Origin of the sequence: Oscillatoria sp. HE19RPO (assembly GCF_024220515.1) — a bacterium.
In the GTDB taxonomy this organism is placed as follows: Bacteria; Cyanobacteriota; Cyanobacteriia; order Cyanobacteriales; family Laspinemataceae; genus Laspinema.
Genome location: NZ_JAMXOT010000104.1, coordinates 23864 through 44414 on the forward strand (window position 1 = coordinate 23864; position 20551 = coordinate 44414).

Sequence of the window (20551 nt, forward strand, 5' to 3'; positions counted from 1 at the left end):
CAGAAAGAGGCACTAAAAAAAAGTGACCCGGATACCACGCCTGTCACAAGCATCCCGTATTGCTGCTACCTTCCGGTCCTGACAAAGTTTGGGCGTTATGACCGCATGGGTCCAGGTCATTTACAACTATATCATTGTTGTCCGACTCTTGTCTAGGGGGTGGCAGAATATTTTTTAAAGTTGTGGTTGCGGCCCGTTATTCTACGACGATACACCACTCATAGAGGTCGTACTGGACGCAGCCATGTTTAACCAGAGGGTCCTCTGCAACGATCTGCTGGGCTTCCTCTATTGACTCCGCCTCAAACAGCAGCATTCCGCCTCCACGTCGTTTCCAGTAGCCAGTTTTGGCGTTATGTCCTTTGGCGATTAAATCTTCGACGTAGGCTTTATGGGCGGGAACGTGGCGATCGAAGGTGGGTTTATCGACGATTCCTTCTTCTATTTTGACAAACCAGGGCATTGGAGGTTGCAGTCAGGGGTTAGGGGTTAAACGGGATTGGCCTGGGACTCCCAAGAGTGCAGGTCATCGCAAATTTTACCATCAAATGGGCTACTGGTTGGTGTTCCCCTTAGAAACAGCGTTTGAGGAGGGTGGGAGGGATGGAATGGGGGATTGACCGATCGCCCAATAACTGGCACCCCTGACGCACTAAATCATCCAGTTCCAGGTTCCAAATCATCGCCGTCCCATCGTCACTGGTGGAGGCTAATTCTCCCCCTTCTGGAGACCAGGATACATGAGTGATGGCTTGTTGATGTCCGCGTAGGGGCGTGAGGAAGCTGCCATCTCGATTCCAGAGGTTAACAGTACCATCAGCAGTTCCGGTGGCAAGGGTTTGAGAATCGGGGTGGAAATTGAGGCTGGTGACGGGGTGGGAATGGTGGAGGATACTTAATAATTTACCATCGCTTTCTCGCCAGAGTCTGACGGTGCCATCATCACTGGCGGAGGCTAATAATTGACCATCGGGACTGAAGCGAATGGCAACGACGCGACTGCCATGTCCTTCGAGGAGATGAATCAATTTACCATCGCTGGTTCTGCGGAGGAAGATTCGGCGATCGCCACTGGCAGAGGCGAGGGTTTTGCCGTTGGGTGAAAACCTCACGGAGAAGACTTGATCCTGATGTCCTGTCCAGGTTTGTAGCAATTTTCCATCTTTGACCCGCCAAATTTTCACGGTGTTTTCTTCTGCGGTGGCGATCGTCTCTGCTTTGGGACTAAAACTCACATCGGTGATGGGACTGGAATTCGGGATGGTCAGGGGTAATTTTTCCCGGGTTGTTGTCCAGAATTGCAAAGGATGATTTGTGGTTGCCACTGCGATGATTTTGCGGTCAGGACTGATAGCAATGCGGTTAATTGGACCGGGAATATCGGGTAAATTCAGGGCGACTTGGCGATCGCGATTCCAGAGAGTAAGGGTATTATGAGTAGCCGTGACGAATCCCTGACCGTTGGGGGTAAATTCCAGGGCGACTGCTGGGTGAGAATGGAGGAGGCGATCGGCGGGTTCGATTAAACCATTTATCGCCTGATGTAGTCCTAGGGCCACCCGGAACTGAGTGGCGGAGTTGACCCCAATGAATGCCTTGAGTTGTTGGGCGGCTTCTAGGCTTTCTATCAGGGCCAATTCAGGTTGGTTTTCGGCAATTAGGGCTTGAGAGAGTAAGGCGACACCATTAAGTTTAGTATGGGTTTTGTCAATGGATTTGTTCACCCAAAATACGCCCAGGAGAAAGGCAGAAACTGCCATGACTCCACTAACCCATCCGGTTATAATTTGGGCTTTATTTTGCCGGTGTTGTCTCAGTTTAGCTTCAGTAATTTTGCGGCGATTTTGTTCTTGAGTGAGTTCTTCTAATAATTCTTTTTCCCGATAAAGTTGCTGAATTTGGGCTTGAGTTTGTTCCGCATTTTGGCGAAACTGGGTTAATTCGGCTTCTTGACTGGCGGCTAAGAATTGATAATCGAGGTCGCTCAAATTTTTTCCTTTGGCCCATTCCCGGGCATCTTGTAAGGCTTTTCCTCGGAGTAAACGGGAAGTATCCTGGCGGTCCGACTCTAACCAGGCTGCTAAGGCTTCAGCATAAGGACGTAAATTAAACAGGGATTTTTCGACCCAATTGAAGTTAAAAATGGCGGCATAGATGGGATTGCTAACGGTTAATTTTCCGTCTTGGATTCGGACTAAACCGGATAGGCGTAATTCGGTTTGTTCGGGACTATCATCGGCGGGAATTGCTTGTAATTTTAAGAGTTGTTGATAGCATCCCAGTAAACGGCTGGCCCGTTGGGGATTTCTGAGGAGGCGATCGCGAACGGTTCGCAGATGTGCCGGTTCGTCCCGAGATTCCCAATTGTGAATAATTTCAGTTTGAATGAACCGTTCAACCCATTCGGCTTCATTCCCGGACTGGGGTAAAAATTCGGGGCTAATTTTTCCCATTTCCCGGACCAATTGACATAATTTTTGGGTTAAAAAGGGTTGTCCCCCGGTCCAATGGAGAATCTGGTGGAGGACCTCTTGGGGATGAGTCAGGATATCAGTTAATCCAGCCAGTAACGGCTGGACTTCATCGAGTTGAAAGCCGGATAAATCAATCGCATGGCCGATATTAAAGGGGGTACGAGTGCGATCGCTAATTAAATCCGAGGGGGTGGCGACTCCTAAGAGGGCAAAAGTTAGGCGATCGTAGTTGGGATTTTGCGATCGCTTATTATAACAAGACCGAATCAAGGCAAAAAAGTCTTCCAAAGATTCATTCACACTCAACACGCTATCAATTTCATCAATAAAAATCACAATCCGTTGAGAAACCTGCTGCAACAACAACGTTTCAATCAGTTCCCCCAACCGCTGAACTGGAGAAATCGACTCCCGGTCTTGCCACCAGTTCATAAACTCCAAAGCATCTAATAAATTAAAATTGCTGGTGAGTTTATAGGCAACTCCTCCATACCATTGTTCGAGGGAAATCTGTTTACTGCCAATATCAGAAATATCAATCGTTGCACAGGCAACTCCGTCGGCAGTTAGGCGATGCACCGTTCGCACCAGCAAGCTAGATTTTCCCATCTGCCGAGAATTAAGAATGTAACAAAATTCGCCAAGTTTTAGCTTTTCATAGAAATTAGAATCAGCTTTACGCACCACATAGTTTGGAGAAGTTTCCGGCAAACTTCCTCCGGCTTGATAATAAAAAGTTGCTTTTTTCATGGTTAGGGCTAAATTATAAAATATTTCAATTTAGATAGACAAAACTTACGCTTTTTTTTTAAACCCACCCTAAATGTAGAGGCGATTCGCGAATCGCCTCTACATTTAGGAACCGATATTATTTCGATGTTATTGATTGCGTAAGTCCTGCCCCTAATTCTCCTGATTTTAACCCAGGGTTTGGACTTGTCAAGACAATTGCTTGACTTTGCCATTACTCTGCTGGGAGACGAGCGATCGCACGCCGTCTAAGGTGGCTGGAATCTGACGCGGGTCGGGGATGATTCCCTTTCCCTCGCTATCCATTTTGAGGGCCATATCCAGATAGGTTTGAGCGAGTAAAAATTGCATCGCTTCCGGGGCGTAGGAGGGGTCGGATTCTATGGTTTTGGCGAGGGTGGAGATGGCTTCGGCAGTGCCTTTAGCATTCAGCACTTGTTGCTGTTGTTGCGCTTCTGCTTCCAAAAGTGCTGCTTGCTGCTTTGCTTTTGCTTGTAAAATCCGGGCCTCTGCTTCTCCTTTCGCATTATTAATCGCTGCTTCTCGTTGTCCTTCGGAGGTGAGAATTGCGGCTTGTTTTTTTCGTTCTGATGACATTTGCAATTCCATTGCTTCTCGCACGGATAAAGACGGAATGATATCCCGTAATTCAACTCGGGTTACTTTGATTCCCCAAGATTCTGTAGCGATATCGAGTTTCTGTAACAGTAACTCATTGACTTCACTCCGGGCCATGAAGGTCTGTTCTAGTTTTAATTTGCTGATTTCTGAGCGAATTAGAGTGGTGACTAAACTTACCATCGCAGGCTGGAGATTCTCGACCTTATAATAGGCTTTTTCAATGTTTAAAATCCGCCAATAGACGACTGCATCCACGCTAATTGAAACATTATCTCGGCTCATGCAGGTTTGAGGCTTAATATGCAGGAATTGTTCGCGAGTGGTTTCTTGATAGGCAACTTGATCCAGGAACGGAATCATAAAATTGAGTCCGGGTTTGAGTTTTTTTCCGTCATATTTGCCGAGGGTTTCTACTAAGGCTTCATCCCCTTGTTTGATGATTTTGACGCTACCGACTAGGGAGGTTCCAGTTAGGGCGAGAAAGATTACAAATAAGGATTCGTACATGATAAAACTCCTGATGGGATGGGTGAACTGAACGGAAAAACGGAATGTATAGGATCTAAGAATGAAAAAGCTGGTCGGGAACGACGATGAGGGTGTTGCCTTCGCAGCGTAAGACGTAAACTTTTTGGTTAGCGGCGATCGCCAAGTCGCGAACATCACATTGTGCGGGCCAGGAACTGCCTTCATAGAGGACTCGCCCGACTTCCCCGGGTAAGATAGGGGATAAGGTTTTGGCTTCGGTGGCATCCGGGACGGCGATCGCGCCTCTACTTTTTACGAAGATGGGACGCAACCACAGAACTGAAATCAGTGACAATCCCATCCAATAGGCAATTTGCCAATTCAACTCGACTACCATCATCAAATGCCATACGATCGCCCCCATAATCAGGGCTGTAATTCCCATGATTAAGGCGATCGCCTGATATTTATGACCGAAATATTTTCGGACCACCCACTCGATCGCACAAAAACTCACACCCGTTACCCCCCAAAATAGGGGCATCCACCAGGTGGGCGGACTCACAGGCATCGGCAACCAAGCATATCCGCTTGTCGTTAAACTCTGTGTCGCCCGGGTTAGGAATACGACTGCATAAAAATCGGTTACCACTGGAACTTCCTCCCAACTCGATTCGCTGTCTTTCTCATTACATCCTGGGACTGACTGAGATCCACACTGAGTTGTTTGAGTTCCCTTCGAGTTTCTATCGACTTGGGTTTTAGCGTAAACTCACAAATCCCGCTTTCCGAATTAAGTCTTGTCCCTGTTCGGTTAATAAAAATTTGGCATAAGTTTCCCCGGCTTGTTGGTCAATTTGGCCATTTTCTTTAACCACCACCACCAATCGACGACTCCAGGGGTATTCCCCAGTTCTAAACACATCTAAATTCACTTCATTACGCCTTTGAGGACATTCCGAAAGCGGAACAAAGGGCAATTTATAAGGTGCAACAAAATTATTAGAAGTCCGTCCCACAGCTAAGGGTTTCACCATGCACTGAGACACCAATAATGGGGCCGAAGCCCAATAAATTCCGGCGGGATCCGAACTAACTCCCCTTAACGCTTCAGTGGTTGTGGAAGTTAAAATGACACTCGGGTGAGAATCTCGGTCGATTTTGCCGTAGGGTTGAATTCTCAAATCTGGTCCGCCCACTTGATTCCAATTGGTAATTTCTCCCGCATAAATCGCATCAAATTGATCCATCGTGATTCCGGGAATATCTAAAGAGGGATGGACAACGATCGCAATCCCATCAATAGCGACGGGAATTTCTTTCAGAGTAAACCCTCTATCCCTCGCTTTTTGATATTCGGCATCGGAAATCGGTCTAGCCGACATCGCAAAGGTGAGTTGATTATCGAGTAACATTTCAATGCCAGTTCCCGAACTTGGTGCACCTCTGGCTGGGTCAGTATAGCGGAGTTGAAACTGCGGCCAAACCGTTTGAATTGCCGGGTCTACGGCGACTCGAATGGACACCCAAGTGCTACTCCCCCCGTGACTAAATAATCCCCTTGGAACATTCTGCACTTCTGCTAAGGTTTCGGGGTAAGAGTCTCCTCCAGGATTAACGATTCCCTCGGACGGAGTGGGATTTTCTGAGTCCGTCAAGAATCTTCGTCCCCAGTCTAACTCTTTCGTCAGCCACCAGACTGAGGCACCCATCAACCCTAGGGCGATTACTAGGGCTATAATTAATGTGGTTGTTTCTTTTTTTGTAGACATCGATTCCTAATCCACCCATTTTTTGGGTTTATTATATCAGAAAACCCAAGGTTCAATCAGACGAAATAAGGGCGATGTCTTAATTTGAGTTGAGTAGGGGTTTTTTCAACAACAATCATCGGATTAACCTATTTTTTCATCTCAAAGAGGACAACAGCCCTCCCGGGGTTTACATTCTTCTATTCTAGAGATTCCCCCTGGGAGTACCCCCCTGACTTATTTGAGACTTCATCGAGTTCTCATCGACTTTGGGAACCCTGCCGTTTAAAATCAGGGTGGTGTCTTCCGGTTGTCGTCATCATGCCCCGATCGCTTAAAATCCGTCCTTCCTGTATTTCTACCCTCAAATCCTCGTTGTTACGTCATGGGTTTCCCAGTCAAAAAATCCTGGCGGAAGAGTTGGGTTTCGCCCAATCCACGGTGAGTAATTTCCTGAATGGTAAACCTGTAGATTTTGCGAACTTTATCGAACTCTGTCGGGTTTTGGCGCGAGAATGGCGAGATATTGCAGATTTTGAGGAGAACGGTTTACCGGAGACTGAATCCCCGAAGTCCAGGAAAATTTTAATCAGCGATCGCACCCCTTCTTCCTCCCTCTCTCTCCAATTTTACCAAGCTTTGAGTACGGCGGGTCATGAGGTGATTCTACCTCAAGCGACCCTGAACAAAATGTCATCCCTGCAAGACTATACACTCCCCCTGGAGTCTTTTGATTATTTGCTTTTACTGTTATCTGCTGACAGATTAAAAAGTGAATTAGTCTGGGAACAAGTCCGACAAGGGCGAGAATTGCAGAGTATAAACCCGCAAAAACTGGCAATATTACCGATTTATCTGAACCTAGAACCTAACCCATTGCTCTCCTTTGAGTTGCAGCATTTATTAGAGGAAATTCAACCCTGGCAATGGCGACATGATGGGGATACAAAGGCGATGATTTCTGACTTAATTAGTCTGTTGTCCGAAGGGCGAATTGCTTTGGGTTCTGGTTATCCTTGGGCGGTTCAAAAGTTACCTCTGACTCTAAATCAGTCATCCGGGGCAATTCCCGAGGTTCCCCTGCCCGTTGCCCCTCCGGAATTGCCCGAGGGACAAGTGGAAATTGCTTCTACCTTTTATGTGAATCGCCCTCCGATTGAATCCCGCTGTTATGAAACAATCACCCAACCGGGGGCATTAATCCGCATTAAAGCCCCGCGACAGATGGGCAAAACGTCATTAATGGCCCGGATTCTCCACCATGCAGAACGACAGGGTTCGCAAACCGTAGCGGTGAGTTTACAACTGGCCGATCGCCGAGTATTTAGCAGTTTAAATACATTCTTACAGTGGTTTTATGCCAGCGTTAGCTTGGAGTTGGACCGATTAGATTTAGACCGCTTGGCGAAGTATTCCCAGTTAGGGGAGGCGATCGGCAGTAACCAAAGTTGCAAAGCCTATTTTGAGCAATATTTACTCCCGGAACTCAACGGTCCCTTGACTCTGGGATTAGATGAAGTCGATCGCCTGTTTGAATTTCCCGAAATTGCCGATGACTTTTTTGGCTTATTGCGATCGCTACATGAAGAAGCCAAACGACGGGATATTTGGAAACAGTTCCGTTTGATTGTGGTGTATTCTAGCGAAGTGTACATCCCCTTAGATGTCAATAAATCTCCCTTCAATGTGGGACTGCCGATTGAATTACCCGAATTTACTCCCGCCCAAATCACTGAATTAGCCCAACGACACCATCTTAATTGGAACAGCAATCAGGTGGAAACCTTACTGGAATTAGTCGGAGGACATCCCTATTTAGTGCGATTAGCCCTTTATCATATTGCCCGAGAAGATGTGACTCTGACGCAATTACTACAAGAATCACCCACGGAGACGGGATTGTATGGGGATCATTTGCGTCGGCATTTGTGGAATTTAGAAAAATATCCACCTCTCACTCAAGCCATGAAAGCAGTGGTTTCTCAGGTGGATCCGGTCCGCTTGCCTGGGGAACAGGGGTTTAAATTACAAAGTATGGGATTAGTCAAAATGACGGGCAATGATTGTACCCCACGCTGTCGGTTATATGCGGAATATTTTGGCGATCGCCTTAAAAATTAGAACCCCTCGGGGATCGGGGACGGCGATGGGCTATTCTGGATGCCAAACTTGAAATTAAAACAGCCTATGCCCTTTTCCTACTCTCGCACAATTCGCTTTGCAGATACCGATGCTGCTGGGGTCGTCTATTTTGCCAATCTGCTTTCCATCTGCCATGAAGCCTATGAGGCATCCCTGGCAGCTACGGGAATAGAGTTGCAAACTTTTTTTAATAACCCCAGGGTGGCGATTCCGATTGTTCATGCCAGCATTGACTTTTTTCGGCCCCTGTTTTGTGGCGACGAAGTGGCGATCGCCCTGACTCCGCGATCCCTTACTGGCGATCGCTTTGAAATTACCTACTTAATCCGGGCTACCTCAATGCCTACAGAACGCCCCCTGGCAAAAGCGCGAACTGAGCACGTTTCCATTGATCCCCAACCCCGAACCCGCCAGCCCCTGACTCCCGAAATGATTCACTGGATCGAGAGTTGGTCCGACTGAGGGGGAAAATTTTAAAAATTTTACAAAAATTTGTAAATCTTAATACTGTTTTAATCAAAGTTTAATATTATAACTATATCTCAATAAGAACACCGTGGACTCGACAGAGCGCCCACGATACTTTCCTGACTTTCCTTGTAGAACACTTAGCAATCAATAATGAAACTAGAACAGGAACTTTACGAACAGATTCGGCAATTAGGCTATTGGGACCGGACCGATCGCATTAATGAAACTAACGAGAGTCAACCTTTAGCAAGGGCCTGGTCAAATCCGAACACCACTGCTGCCCCGGAAACGATGTTTCAAATTGTCTGGTTACTCAGTTCGAGTAAAAGACGGCAACGACTCAATCCGATTGATGTGCGAATTTTAGACCGGGCGGCAGCAGATTTGGCCTACGATCGCAGAATTGTCCCCTCCAATCAGTCTTATGTGAAATATCTGTGGGAACAGGTCTATCACATGGAATTTCCCCATTTGATGCGGGAAGGTTAAGGCAATTCTATATGATTCAAGTGACCATTAAATCTCTTTGAGAAACCCGAATATGGAGTTTGAAATGGGTTTCCGGTTCCGGTGTCTATTGAGGTTTGAGTTGAATTAAGACCATTTCTTGAACGAGACTGCGGGAGATTTTTCCGCGATTGTTCCGAGGTAACCTGTCTATTTGTACCCAATATTTTGGACGCTTAAAGGGTGATAAAGTATCCGAGAGTAACGAGGCGATCGCCTCTGCTTGGACTCCGCCCTTGGGAACGTAAACCGCTGTCACCACTTGACCCCAATCCCGATCCGGTACGGCGATCGCACAGACATCTTCCACCAAACCTGTCCCGAGAATGGCCGCCTCCACTTCTGCCGGATAAATATTTTCACCCCCACTAATAATTTTATCGCTGTGGCGTCCCACCACGGTTAAATACCCCCCTGCATCGATAAACCCCAAATCATCGGATTGAAACGAGTTTAAATCCGATGAAAATGAGGCTAATTTTTCCCCAGGATAATACCCCTTAGCCAGAGAATCCGCTTGGATAGTAATCATCCCAGTTTTACCAACTTCTAACGCTTCCCCTTCGGGATTTGTAATTATAATTTGGGCATGAGGCAACAGTCGCCCAGAACTCTGATTACCTGCTAGAAAATCTGCCGGTTTGAGGGTGACAATTTGAGAAGCAGTTTCCGTCATGCCGTAGGTGGGAGAGAGAGAAATCTGGTATTCTCTCGCCCGTTGCAATAATTCCGGCCATGCCGGTGCACCCCCTAATAAAACCGTTTGAAATCGGGCTAAATAATCAGCGGATTCCGGAGTTTCTAGGAGTCGATTTAATTGAGTGGGAACGAGAGAAATAAAAAACTCTTCCGGGTTGATTTTGGCAGCCGTTTGCTCTACAATTGTTTGATAAGAAGAAACATTGACAAACGTTCCCCCGGTGGTAAAAGACCGGAGAAATTGCATCAAACCGCTGACATGAAATAGAGGTAACACACAGCAGGAATTAACCGCAGGGAGTTGGAAATACTCGGTAAATCCAGCCACCGATGCCATTAAGGTTTCCCAAGTATGAATGGCAAAGCGCAGTTGACCGGAGGAACCCCCCGTGGGAATCATAATTCCCGAGGGAGGAGTATCCCGTGGAGTTTGACAAGCCTTTCCGGGAAAGTCCTGTCCCTGATGCCATATTCGGTCCGGTTGAATCTGTTGGATTGCTGAGTGCCATTCGCTATCCACCCAGTTGGGATTGCCTAAAAACAAGGGACAATCGGCGGCAACTGCTGCAATAAAACCCCCTAAAAATCTTATCGGATCGCGTTCTGCCAGTAACAGAGTAGGGGGAGTTTTATGCTGGGTTAACTGGGAAAAAAACTGCAAGGCAGTTGTCCCTAAACTCCCGGTTTTGGCCTCCATCCAGGCTATCAAATCCGATTTTTGCCAACCCCGGTTGGGAGGCTGGGTTCGGACATTCCTAGGCGTGAATTGGGGGAATGTTTCCCCAAAAAACTCTACCATAAGAGTTCTAAACCCTTCTCGGATTCCAATAAGTGGTCCACCCCAAACCCGAAGGCGCGATGGCTTTTAGGGTGAATTTCTCCAGCCAATTTTAAAGCGGTTTTTCTTCCAATGTCTGTCTCAAACACCGAAGAGAAAACCGCATCAATTTTATTTAGATTGCAAAATTGACGCAATTCAGAGGGAGAACCTGCGATACAGGGTTTAATCACATAAATTCCCCGCCAACCTTGGCGATAGACGGATTGCATTTGCGACAAAGTAGCGACGGATTCATCTAAGGCGATCGCCGTTGAAAAGCGCATTCCCAATTCCACCATCGCCTCCAACTCCGTCACCGGCAGGGGTTGTTCCAGATATTCAATGATTCCCCCAAGTTCATCACAAATTTGCAGCCATGCTTCAGCTTCCGCCAAACTCAGTCCCCCATTGGCATCAATGCGGAGGGAACCCGGGCGATCGCCAGTCCCTTGCTGCAAGGCGAGAACCAGTTCCTGCAAAATCCGGACTTCCCGCTGGAATGGCAAAACACCAATCTTCCATTTAAAAGTCCGATATCCTTGCATCCAGAGGATTTGCCGCCCGAGTAAAGCCCCTTCTCCCCCGGGTAATAATCCGCTATGGTTTGATTTTGAGGCGGGAGTTTTGTCTTCCGAAAATGCCGATTTGAACTGAGTTTTTAACGTAGCCGATTCCCAGGCTGATTCTAAGCCAAATTGACAAGCGGGTAAGTTAGGGGGAATCGAAAAAATCGTGCGATCGCTAATCACATCCGGCAGGTTACGACAATAGTTTAAAGCTTCTAAGAACGTTTCCGAACCAAACCAGCCGATGGGTGCAATTTCACCAAACCCGATCTTTCCATTATCCGTAGTTAGGCGCAGAATAATTCCCTCCCGAATTTCCCAAGTCCCGTGACTGGTTTGCAGAGGGCGTTTAAACTTACGTTGATAGGGACGAAACTCGAATTTATAATTCATATAATGCGGTTGCCATGAAAGAGGGAGGAAATTATCAGCCAGTGGGGGACAGCCATCCCATCCGTTTCACCGAACCCCTCCTCATGAAGGGGCGATCACCCTAACTTGAGAAAAATTTTATCACTGATTTGAGATAGGTAGAGGGATTTTCCCAATGGATCGTATGCCCACTATCGGGGATAATTTCCAGTTGGGCAACGGGACAGACTTGGGTAATTTTGTGATTAATTTCCTGAAATTTACGATCCCATTCTCCCACCAGTAACAGCAGGGGAACCGGATGAGAGGGTAGCAGTGCCCAGAGGGAGGCTTGACTGCCGCTTCCCATCTGTCGCAGGGAAGTAGCTAAGGTTTTAGGCTGATTTTGTAAGCGATTCTGGAAGAGGCGATCGAAGGCAGGATGATGGCGAACTGAATCAAACAAGGGTTGCTGATACCACTGGCTTAAAAATGAGGAAAAATCGCCTGTTTCCAACTGTTGGGCGAGAATTTCATCCCGATGACGACGTTGCGATCGCGCCTCAGCAGACTCCAAACCCGGTGAAGCGGATTCTAAAATAACTTTTTCAAAGCGTTCCGGGAAATGTAAAGTTAAATATAATGCTAATCGCCCTCCCATCGAATATCCCAGTAAATAACACCGGAAAATTCCTAACTCATCTAATAACTCAATTAACCCTTGGGCAGTATGAGACATTTGATAACATTCCTCTCCCCCCAAAACCTGAGTTTTACCATGTCCCGGCAAATCCACCGTCACACAGCAAAATTTATCGGATAATTTCTCAATCACTTCAAAAAAGTTATCACCCCTCCCCATAAAGCCATGTAAAAAGAGAATTAAAGGGTTTTGAGTATTTCCGAAAATTTTAGAATGAAAATCATACAAACTGGACATTTTTATCGCAATAAAGGGAACGGCAAAACCGTCCCCCATCCCTATTCAAAAATTTGATAGCCGGGAAACCTCCTTATAGAATAAATCCCAGCCCTAATAACAACCCACTCCAAAAATGAACAGCGATCGCAATAAATTTGCAGTTACTCACTTTTTCCGGACTGTCATGATAAGTGCCAACATGACGGCAGAGTTTCAGACTCGCAGGCAACCCAGCAAAACTGAGTAACGTCCAAACCGGGAAGCTACCCATCGCCACCAACAGCCCTGTAATTGCGAAAATACTCCCACAAAACCAGGGTAAGAGTTGAGCACCTCGGTGAGTCCCCATGCGAACCAAAGGCGATCGCTTCCCGGCAGCTAAATCGTCCTCAACTTGGTGAAAATGGGAACAGAATAACACCAAAGTGGTCGCAATTCCCACCACAATTGAAGCCAATAAACTCAGACTGGACCAACTCTGGGTTTGACTATAATAAGCTGCCGAAACCCCCAAAGGACCAAAGGCAAAAAAGCAGAGAAATTCCCCCAATCCTTGATAACCCAGTCGAAATGGGGGACCCTGATACATATAACCCAAGAAACAACAAACCAAAATTAATCCCAAGACGGTTAAATCTTGTTGCCACCAACAAATTGCCCCAATCCCTAAAATACCCAGGGCTAAACACAAGTTTCCCGACCAAAAAATCAAAGATTTATTCCCGGTTAAATTAACTAAAGAATGATGCTTTTTTTTGTCAATCCCCGTATCTGAATCAAACACATCATTGCTAATATTTTCCCAGGCCAAGATTAAAATGGCCGAACTTATAAAGGTAGAAAATATCGACCAGTTCAGGGAATGATGCTCATACAAAGCCACCGCAGTTCCCACCCAAATTGGCATAATTGCCACACTATACATGGGAGGTTTAATAGCAGCTAACCATAACTTGTAATTCGAGGGCTGAATGGTCTGAGTTGTCATTGATTATTCCTATTATTCTTCCAACCAGCCCCATCATTTTACGATGGCGGATAGAAAAGTCTCAGAGGATGAAATAAAAATTAAGAATTAATACGCAATCCGGTGGTCTCATACGGAATCCGGTTGTCAAAGGTCTGTAAAAACCCACACCCTCAAGGGTGGGGCTACACAAACGAAGCCCGCCTGCGCGGGCTCATCCAGGAAATGGACTTTTAACAACCCGATTTGGGATCATGTCTGTTTTCTCTCTTATAGCCTGCGTAGGCAGGCTTCGTCCGTATAGCCCCACCCTTGAGGGTGTGGGTTTTTACGATAACTACCGGATTGGGTCCTACCGCATCGCTGCGGATAAAACAGCCGATCGCCTCTGTTTCACCATCAGTTGAAAATTAGCCGAGGGGACAAAGGTAATCCCCCGACGGTGAGGACGAATCGGACCCCGATCGCAGAGGGCCAATTCATAGCGGGAGAGGACCGTTGCCAGGACCAACTTCATCTCATACATGGCTAGGGCCATACCAATACAACTGCGACTCCCCCCGCCAAAGGGAAAATATTCATAAGGTGAAAACTTGCGCTGGCAAAACCGCTGCGGCTTAAATGCCAACGGTTCTGGATACACCTCCGGACGCCGATGGGCTAAATAAATGCAAGGAACCAAGACGGTCCCTGGTGCAAATTCATACCCCTGAATTTCCACCGATTCCTTCACCACCCGGGGTTGAGAAATTAAGGCGATCGGATACAGACGCAGGGCCTCTTGACAAACTGCTTGCAGAAACGGCAATTGCGCCACTGCCATCGGGTTGGGGTGACTCCCCAGACTATCCAGTTCTTCTACCAACTGCGATCGCACCTCGGAGTCCTGATGAATCCAATAAAATGCCCAAGTCAGGGCCGATGCGGTCGTATCATGACCCAACAACAGCAGAGTAATCAACTGATCGCGCAATTCCGCCTCCCCCATTCCCTCTCCCGCCTGATCTTGCGCCGACATCATCATGGAGAGGACATCATTGCCATCGGTTTGACCCCGGCGATCGCGAATTTCGGCATAAATTAACTCGTCAATTTGCTGCTGTTGGCGCAGAAATTTCCCCCAAGGACTCCAGGGACCTAAATCTTGCTGTAACGGATTCCAAAAAAATTGCACCGAGTTCAGGGTAGAATTCACCGACTCCAAAAACGGTTCAATCAGGAGTTCGAGTTGGTGGGCACGTTCCCCAGGGTTCATGCCAAACACCACCCGCAAAATCGTTTTGAGAGAAATCGACGACAGGGCCTGACGCAAATTCAGATTAGAACCCGGTTGCCAATGGGCGATCGCCTCTGCAGTAATATCACAAATCTGATTGCCATACCCTTGCAACCGTTCCCCATGTAAAGGCGGCATCAAAAGCTGGCGCGTCCCTTGATGCTTGGCCCCATCTTGCATAATCAGGGATTGGGACCCAGTAAGGGGGCGAAAGGGGTCGGTGATTTTGCCTAACTCAAACGCCCCTGCTGCCGAGGTAAAAATCTGTTGAATCCCATCAGGATGACTCAAAAACACCACCGGGGGAGAGTTTCCCCCCAATAAATGTAGGGTGAAAGGGTCACCATAGCGATTGGCATTCCGGTCCAGATAGGCGACTGGATTGGCAATCATTTGTAGCGATTGCAGAAAAAATGGTGCCCTAGGGCCTGCTGGCAACTTCATCGAACCCCCTGTGAATCCCTCAGTGACATACAATGCTGAGAATGCGGGATCTATTTTACCGGGTAGATGTCCCCATCCAGTGCGCGTGTCCGTGGGAACCGTGCGATGGTTAGATAGATAGGAGGTACTTTTGAGGGTACCCTCTGTAAACCGGGGACTATTTCCCCCAACCAGCCCAAGAAGCCATCCTTTCCTCCATGCTAGTTGTACCGTCTGATACCAATATGAAGCCAGACCGCAAGGATCTTTATCAGTTCCTTGTCGCTTGTCAGCAGGTATCCGTTGAGAAAGAATGCCCCCAGATTGCCACCCTCTCCTTGGAACTTCCCCCCCTGGACCCCCTAGCGGTATTGCAGGCGATCGCCCAACCCGAGGACCCACATTTTTATTTTGAAAATGGCAATAAAGGGGAAGCGATCGCGGCGATCGGGGCGGCAATCACCTTTCATGTCCCCTCGGGTTCCGCAAGATTTGGCAAAGCGCAAACCTTTATCCAATCCTGTCTGGCGAATACCATTACCACCGGGGCCACGGACCTGCCGTTTGCCGGACCCCACTTTTTTTGTAACTTTACCTTTTTTGACGACCTGCGCCCCCCAGAATCGGCCTTTCCTTGCGCCACGGTGTTATTACCCCGGTGGCAAGTCGCCCGATGTCGCAACCGTTCGGTGTTCGTCGCCAATTTTTCCTTATCCCCCCGGGATAATATTAAAGCCTTACATCAAGATTTATGTAATAAACTCACCCAAATTCGCTGGGCCAATTCTCGCTGGTTAGACCCGGTAAATTTTCCCAACCAATCTTTCCAAAGTCACGATTTTAAACCCACGGCTAATTTTAGAAAATCTGTTTATTCTGCCCTGAACAGGATTAACAACAAAACTTTAAATAAAATCGTTTTAGCTGATGCCATTGATTTAAACTTTCCCCTCCCCATCAACTTAATCAAATCCCTGAATAATTTACGCCGACTTTACCCCGATTGCTACACCTTTGCCACGGGAAACGGCGGCGGGACTAATTTTATTGGGGCCAGTCCCGAACGCTTGCTGGCGATTTATAATCATCAATTAACCACTGATGCTTTAGCCGGGTCTGCCCCGCGAGGTAAAACATCCGGAGAAGATGCAGAATTAGCCAAACTGCTGTTATCCAGCGAGAAAGAAATTCATGAACATCGAGTGGTGATTGATTTTATCTGCGATCGCCTCACCCGTTTAGGGCTAACTCCCAACGTCCCCCCGCAATTGTTGTTATTACAATTGTCCAATATTCAACATCTCTGGACCCCAATTCAAGCCCCTTTACCTCCGGGAATTCATCCCTTAGACATTTTAGCGGACCTCCATCCCACTCCCGCAGTAGCTGGGGTTCCCCGGGATACGGCTTGTCAAGAAATTCGCCGTTATGAAGCCTTCGATCGCGGCTTATATGCGGCCCCATTAGGCTGGATTGATGGCTATGGGAACTGTGAATTTATTGTGGGCATTCGGTCCGCTTTAATTGAAGGCGATCGGGCCCGATTGTATGCGGGGGCTGGAATTGTCGCCGGGTCCGACCCAGACAAAGAATTAGCCGAAGTGCAACTCAAACTAAAAACCCTGTTAAAAGCCTTAGTTTAACCTCAATTACCGGGACCATTAGGATTCCTTTTTCCCTTAAGAATGCCAATAGATTTCCGCAATACTAACACCGTTTGGGCTTCTATTTTAGTCGAGACATTCCAACGCCTGGGATTAACCACCGCAGTGATTTGTCCCGGTTCCCGTTCCACCCCGTTAACCGTTGCCTTTGCCAGCCATCCCGAGGTCGAAGCTATCCCAATTTTAGATGAGCGATCGGCCAGTTTTTTTGCATTAGGAAAAGCCAAACAAACCGGCAAACCCGTTGTCTTAGTTTGTACTTCGGGAACCGCTGGGGCAAATTTTTATCCGGCGATTATTGAAGCCAAAGAAAGCCGAGTACCCTTATTAATTTTAACCGCAGACCGACCCCTAGAACTGCGAGATTGCCATTCCGGTCAAACCATTGACCAAATTAAACTGTATGGACATTATCCCAATTGGCAAACGGAATTAGCTACGCCATCTTTAGAACTAAAACAACTCAGCTATCTCCGCCAAACCCTGATTCACGCTTGGGAAAAAACCTTATTTTCCGTCCCCGGTCCCGTCCATTTGAATCTCCCTTTTCGCGATCCATTAGCCCCTTTACCAGAACCCAAAGCCACCCATTTAGCAGCAACCTTCCAACCCGAAGAATTCTTTAGCCATCTCCCCCCATCTCCCCCATCCCCCCCATCTCCCCCATCCCCCCCATCCCCTCTCCAACAGTGGCAAAACTGCCAACAGGGAATCATTATTGCCGGAGTCGCCCAACCCCAAAATCCCAGAGACTATTGTCAGGCGATCGCCCATCTTTCTAAAACCTTAAATTGGCCGGTTCTTGCCGAAGGATTATCCCCCCTCCGCAATTATGCCGACCTCAATCCCTATTTAATTTCTACCTATGATTTTATCCTCAGAAATCCCATAAATGCTGAGAAACTCACCCCAAAAATTGCGATTCAAATTGGGGAATTACCAACCAGCAAAACCCTTCGCAGTTGGTTAGAAAACAGCCAACCTCTAACCTTTTTGGTGACCGAGAGCGATCGCAACCTCGACCCCCTACATGGCCGCACGATTCCCTTACGAATGGCAATTAACTCCCTTGCCGCCACGTTACCCCCGCTTGAAACCACTCCTTCCCCCACCGCCTATCTACAACAGTGGTGTGACGCTGAACGCCAAACTAGAGAGAAAATTGATACCACCCTTTCATCCATTCCTGACCTGATTGAACCCAAAGTTGCATGGCTGATTTCTCAACATTTACCTCCAGAAACTCCCCTATTTATCGCCAATAGTATGCCCGTCCGAGATATCGAATATTTCTGGAAACCGGGGAACCGCCATATCCAACCCTTCGTCAACCGAGGCGCAAACGGCATTGACGGAACATTATCCACCGGATTAGGCATCGCCCATCGCCATCAAAGTAGCGTCATGTTAACGGGAGATTTAGCCCTTTTACATGACACCAATGGCTGGTTAATCCGCCAATATTTTCAAGGTCATTTAACAATAATTTTAATCAACAATAACGGCGGCGGCATTTTTGAAATGTTACCCATTGCCAAATTTGACCCGCCCTTCACCGAGTTTTTTGCTACCCCGCAAAACATCACTTTTGCCCGATTATGTGCAGCCTATGATATCGAACATCAGATGATTAACGATTGGCAGCAATTACAATTCCTGTTAAATCCATTACCAAGTTCGGGTATTCGAGTCCTAGAGGTAAAAAGCGATCGCCATCTCGATGTCAAATGGCGACAAGACCAGTTTCAACAGTTTGCCGAAGAAAGTCTGTAAAAACCGGATACCGGATTAAATGTAGAGGCGATTCGCTTTCTCGCCAGTCCAGAATTCAAATCCAAGAGGTAAAAAGCGATCGCCACCTCAATACCCGATTAAATGTAGCCGCGATTCGCTTTCTCGCCAGTCCAGAATTCAAATCCAAGAGGTAAAAAGCGATCGCCACCTCGATGTCCAATGGCGACAAGACCAATTTCAACAGTTTGCCGCCGATTAATTCAAGTTCGGTCAGTCATAAACCGGCGATCGTCACCCCAAGATAACCCTCCTATTTCTTAGGGTATTCCAACAAATAAATCATCCTTGCTTTGATGCGATCGCACCTAACAAGACTCTATATTAGCCCGCGCAGGCGGGCTATAGCCCAAGGGGCATGGCTTCGCTAACGTTCGTATAGCCCCACCCTTTAGGGTGCGGGTTTTTTGGATATTTTATTTTTTGGACTTCCCTTAGGGTGTTCCAACAAATAAATCATCCAAATCCCGATGGTTAAGCACCTAACAAGACTGTGTTAGCCCGCGCAGGCGGGCTTTGTCCGTGTAGCCCCAGGCTTCAGCCTGCGGGTTTTTTGGATATTTTATTTTTTGGACTTCCCTTAACGAAACTTTTACATCAATTCTCATTGATAGGGTGATGGTGATAGGGTAAGATCGTCACCAACTAAACTGCAATCCTCCATCCCCAGATTCTTAGCCTAAGATTCTGCCAATATCTTATTATCCAAACCCCATCACATGAACCAAGACTTGCAAGTTTTAAGAAAGTCGATTGCCCTCGACCCCTTAATTTCCCTGCTTCCGCAAGCCGAAGATATTCGCTATTGGCAAAACCTGAATCCCAATTCAAGGATTTCCAAGCAACCTTTTGATAGCCCGACTTCACCCCCGCAAGTCAGTCCACAACAACTTGAGGAATTGGCCTCCCAACTCCGAGAGGATGGCTATTTTCAAACCGAACCCCTCATCCCCCCGGCCACCCTTGCGGAAATGAAGACTTGTATTGAAACCGTCAAACAAGCCGGTTTTCCAGCCATGTTTGCCCTAGTGTACGATGTCTTTTATCAAGTTTTGGGTAACTTTGAAGCAATTCTGTCCGAAATGCTAGGACCTGGGTATAAACTTGTCCCCAATTTTTGGATTTACTACATTGATCCGGAAGACAGTGGGAAAGGATTTGAACCCCATCGAGATGCGGAATATGAAAACACCATAGACTCCACCGGAATGCCAACGGTACTCACCATTTGGATCGCGATTACCGAGGCAAATCCACTCAATTCCTGTATGTACATCCTCCCCGCCAACCGAGACCCTCAATATCGAGAAGCGATTACCAATCTCCAAACAGGAGCCACTGAATTTAACTTAGAAGATATCAGAGCTTTACCGACAGCAGCCGGAACGCTTTCTTGTTGGGATCAATATGTATTTCACTGGGGAAGTCGCAGTAGCAAACGGGCCAAATTTCCGCGCATCAGTTTAGCCGCGTATTGTCAACGGGGGGATATTCCTCCGGTTGAAGATATTCTCATCGATATCCCTTCAACCCTAGATTTCAAAACCCGGCTAGGGTTAATTTGTCGGGGGTTATATCGCTACTCTTATCTGAGCCTCAAAGAATCTCCCGAAGCCCAACCCTTATTAACCTTTCTGGAAAACTATCAGGCAATTATTAAAACAAATTAAGGGGATTTAAACCCTAGCCCTGTCATACGGAATCCGGTTGCTCAAGGTCTGTAAAAACCCGCACCCTGTTCGCGCAGCGTTCCGCTAGGAAAGGGTGGGGCACTTGCGGACGAAGCGGTGCCTGCGCGGGCTAAAAGCGAAAACCGACTTTGACCAACCGGATTTGGTATCAAGGTGTATTCATCTGTAGGGGCGCTTCTCGAAGCGCCCTTGGGGCG

At 47.3% G+C, this 20551-nt stretch carries 16 protein-coding genes and 1 other RNA gene; 6 read left to right on the top strand and 11 right to left on the bottom strand.

Annotated elements, in window-relative coordinates; all coding sequences use genetic code 11:
* Window positions 1–21 precede the first annotated feature (21 nt).
* The 6 genes from ffs to NG833_RS10380 all read right to left on the bottom strand — a co-directional run bounded on the left by ffs (window position 22) and on the right by NG833_RS10380 (window position 6085).
* Window positions 22–118, bottom strand: an RNA gene (ffs, locus tag NG833_RS10355) — signal recognition particle sRNA small type.
* A gap of 78 nt (window positions 119–196) precedes the next feature.
* A complete protein-coding gene (locus NG833_RS10360; protein WP_254565214.1) occupies window positions 197–463 on the bottom strand; it encodes a YciI family protein in 267 nt (88 codons plus the stop codon).
* A 109-nt stretch (window positions 464–572) separates the two neighbouring features.
* Window positions 573–3224, bottom strand: a complete 2652-nt coding sequence (locus tag NG833_RS10365; RefSeq protein WP_254565215.1) for an AAA-like domain-containing protein — start codon at window positions 3222–3224, stop codon at window positions 573–575.
* 189 nt (window positions 3225–3413) lie between these two features.
* Window positions 3414–4352 (bottom strand): SPFH domain-containing protein, encoded by a 939-nt coding sequence (locus tag NG833_RS10370; RefSeq protein ID WP_254565216.1) that lies wholly within the window; start codon window positions 4350–4352, stop codon window positions 3414–3416.
* A 55-nt stretch (window positions 4353–4407) separates the two neighbouring features.
* Window positions 4408–4965 (bottom strand): NfeD family protein, encoded by a 558-nt coding sequence (locus NG833_RS30815; RefSeq protein ID WP_254565217.1) that lies wholly within the window; start codon window positions 4963–4965, stop codon window positions 4408–4410.
* Window positions 4966–5074: 109 nt separating this feature from the next.
* Window positions 5075–6085 (bottom strand): PstS family phosphate ABC transporter substrate-binding protein, encoded by a 1011-nt coding sequence (locus NG833_RS10380; protein ID WP_254565218.1) that lies wholly within the window; start codon window positions 6083–6085, stop codon window positions 5075–5077.
* 300 nt (window positions 6086–6385) lie between these two features.
* Here NG833_RS10380 and NG833_RS10385 point away from each other — a divergent pair, with 300 nt between their 5' ends.
* From NG833_RS10385 to NG833_RS10395, 3 genes are all read left to right on the top strand, one after another.
* Window positions 6386–8185: an AAA-like domain-containing protein gene (locus NG833_RS10385; protein ID WP_254565219.1), complete on the top strand. Its 1800-nt coding sequence runs from the start codon at window positions 6386–6388 to the stop codon at window positions 8183–8185.
* 66 nt (window positions 8186–8251) lie between these two features.
* On the top strand, window positions 8252–8668 hold the full coding sequence (locus NG833_RS10390) for a thioesterase family protein (RefSeq protein ID WP_254565249.1): 417 nt from the start codon (window positions 8252–8254) through the stop codon (window positions 8666–8668).
* Window positions 8669–8827: 159 nt separating this feature from the next.
* Entirely contained in the window at window positions 8828–9166 is a 339-nt protein-coding gene (locus NG833_RS10395; RefSeq protein WP_254565220.1) for a hypothetical protein, read from the top strand.
* Window positions 9167–9251: 85 nt separating this feature from the next.
* Here NG833_RS10395 and NG833_RS10400 read toward each other — a convergent pair whose 3' ends face one another.
* From NG833_RS10400 to NG833_RS10420, 5 genes are all read right to left on the bottom strand, one after another.
* Window positions 9252–10682: a 2-succinylbenzoate--CoA ligase gene (locus NG833_RS10400; RefSeq protein ID WP_254565221.1), complete on the bottom strand. Its 1431-nt coding sequence runs from the start codon at window positions 10680–10682 to the stop codon at window positions 9252–9254.
* The gene (locus NG833_RS10405; protein ID WP_254565222.1) at window positions 10676–11662 is read right to left on the bottom strand and encodes an o-succinylbenzoate synthase; all 987 of its coding nucleotides are present in this window, start codon (window positions 11660–11662) and stop codon (window positions 10676–10678) included. Before NG833_RS10405 ends, NG833_RS10400 begins: the two co-directional genes overlap by 7 nt.
* A gap of 100 nt (window positions 11663–11762) precedes the next feature.
* Complete coding sequence (gene menH, locus NG833_RS10410) at window positions 11763–12599, bottom strand: 2-succinyl-6-hydroxy-2,4-cyclohexadiene-1-carboxylate synthase (protein ID WP_254565223.1); 837 nt, start codon at window positions 12597–12599, stop codon at window positions 11763–11765.
* 34 nt (window positions 12600–12633) lie between these two features.
* Window positions 12634–13530, bottom strand: a complete 897-nt coding sequence (menA, locus tag NG833_RS10415; RefSeq protein ID WP_254565224.1) for a 2-carboxy-1,4-naphthoquinone phytyltransferase — start codon at window positions 13528–13530, stop codon at window positions 12634–12636.
* A 331-nt stretch (window positions 13531–13861) separates the two neighbouring features.
* Window positions 13862–15229 (bottom strand): cytochrome P450, encoded by a 1368-nt coding sequence (locus tag NG833_RS10420; protein ID WP_254565225.1) that lies wholly within the window; start codon window positions 15227–15229, stop codon window positions 13862–13864.
* Window positions 15230–15426: 197 nt separating this feature from the next.
* On the opposite strand from NG833_RS10420, the gene NG833_RS10425 reads away from it, so the two are divergent.
* The 3 genes from NG833_RS10425 (at window position 15427) to NG833_RS10435 (ending at window position 20333) form a co-directional block, all read left to right on the top strand.
* Entirely contained in the window at window positions 15427–16851 is a 1425-nt protein-coding gene (locus tag NG833_RS10425; RefSeq protein ID WP_254565226.1) for an isochorismate synthase MenF, read from the top strand.
* Window positions 16852–16893: 42 nt separating this feature from the next.
* Window positions 16894–18645, top strand: coding sequence for a 2-succinyl-5-enolpyruvyl-6-hydroxy-3-cyclohexene-1-carboxylic-acid synthase (gene menD / locus NG833_RS10430; RefSeq protein WP_254565227.1), 1752 nt, complete (start codon window positions 16894–16896; stop codon window positions 18643–18645).
* 737 nt (window positions 18646–19382) lie between these two features.
* Complete coding sequence (locus tag NG833_RS10435) at window positions 19383–20333, top strand: phytanoyl-CoA dioxygenase family protein (RefSeq protein WP_254565228.1); 951 nt, start codon at window positions 19383–19385, stop codon at window positions 20331–20333.
* Window positions 20334–20551 lie beyond the last annotated feature (218 nt).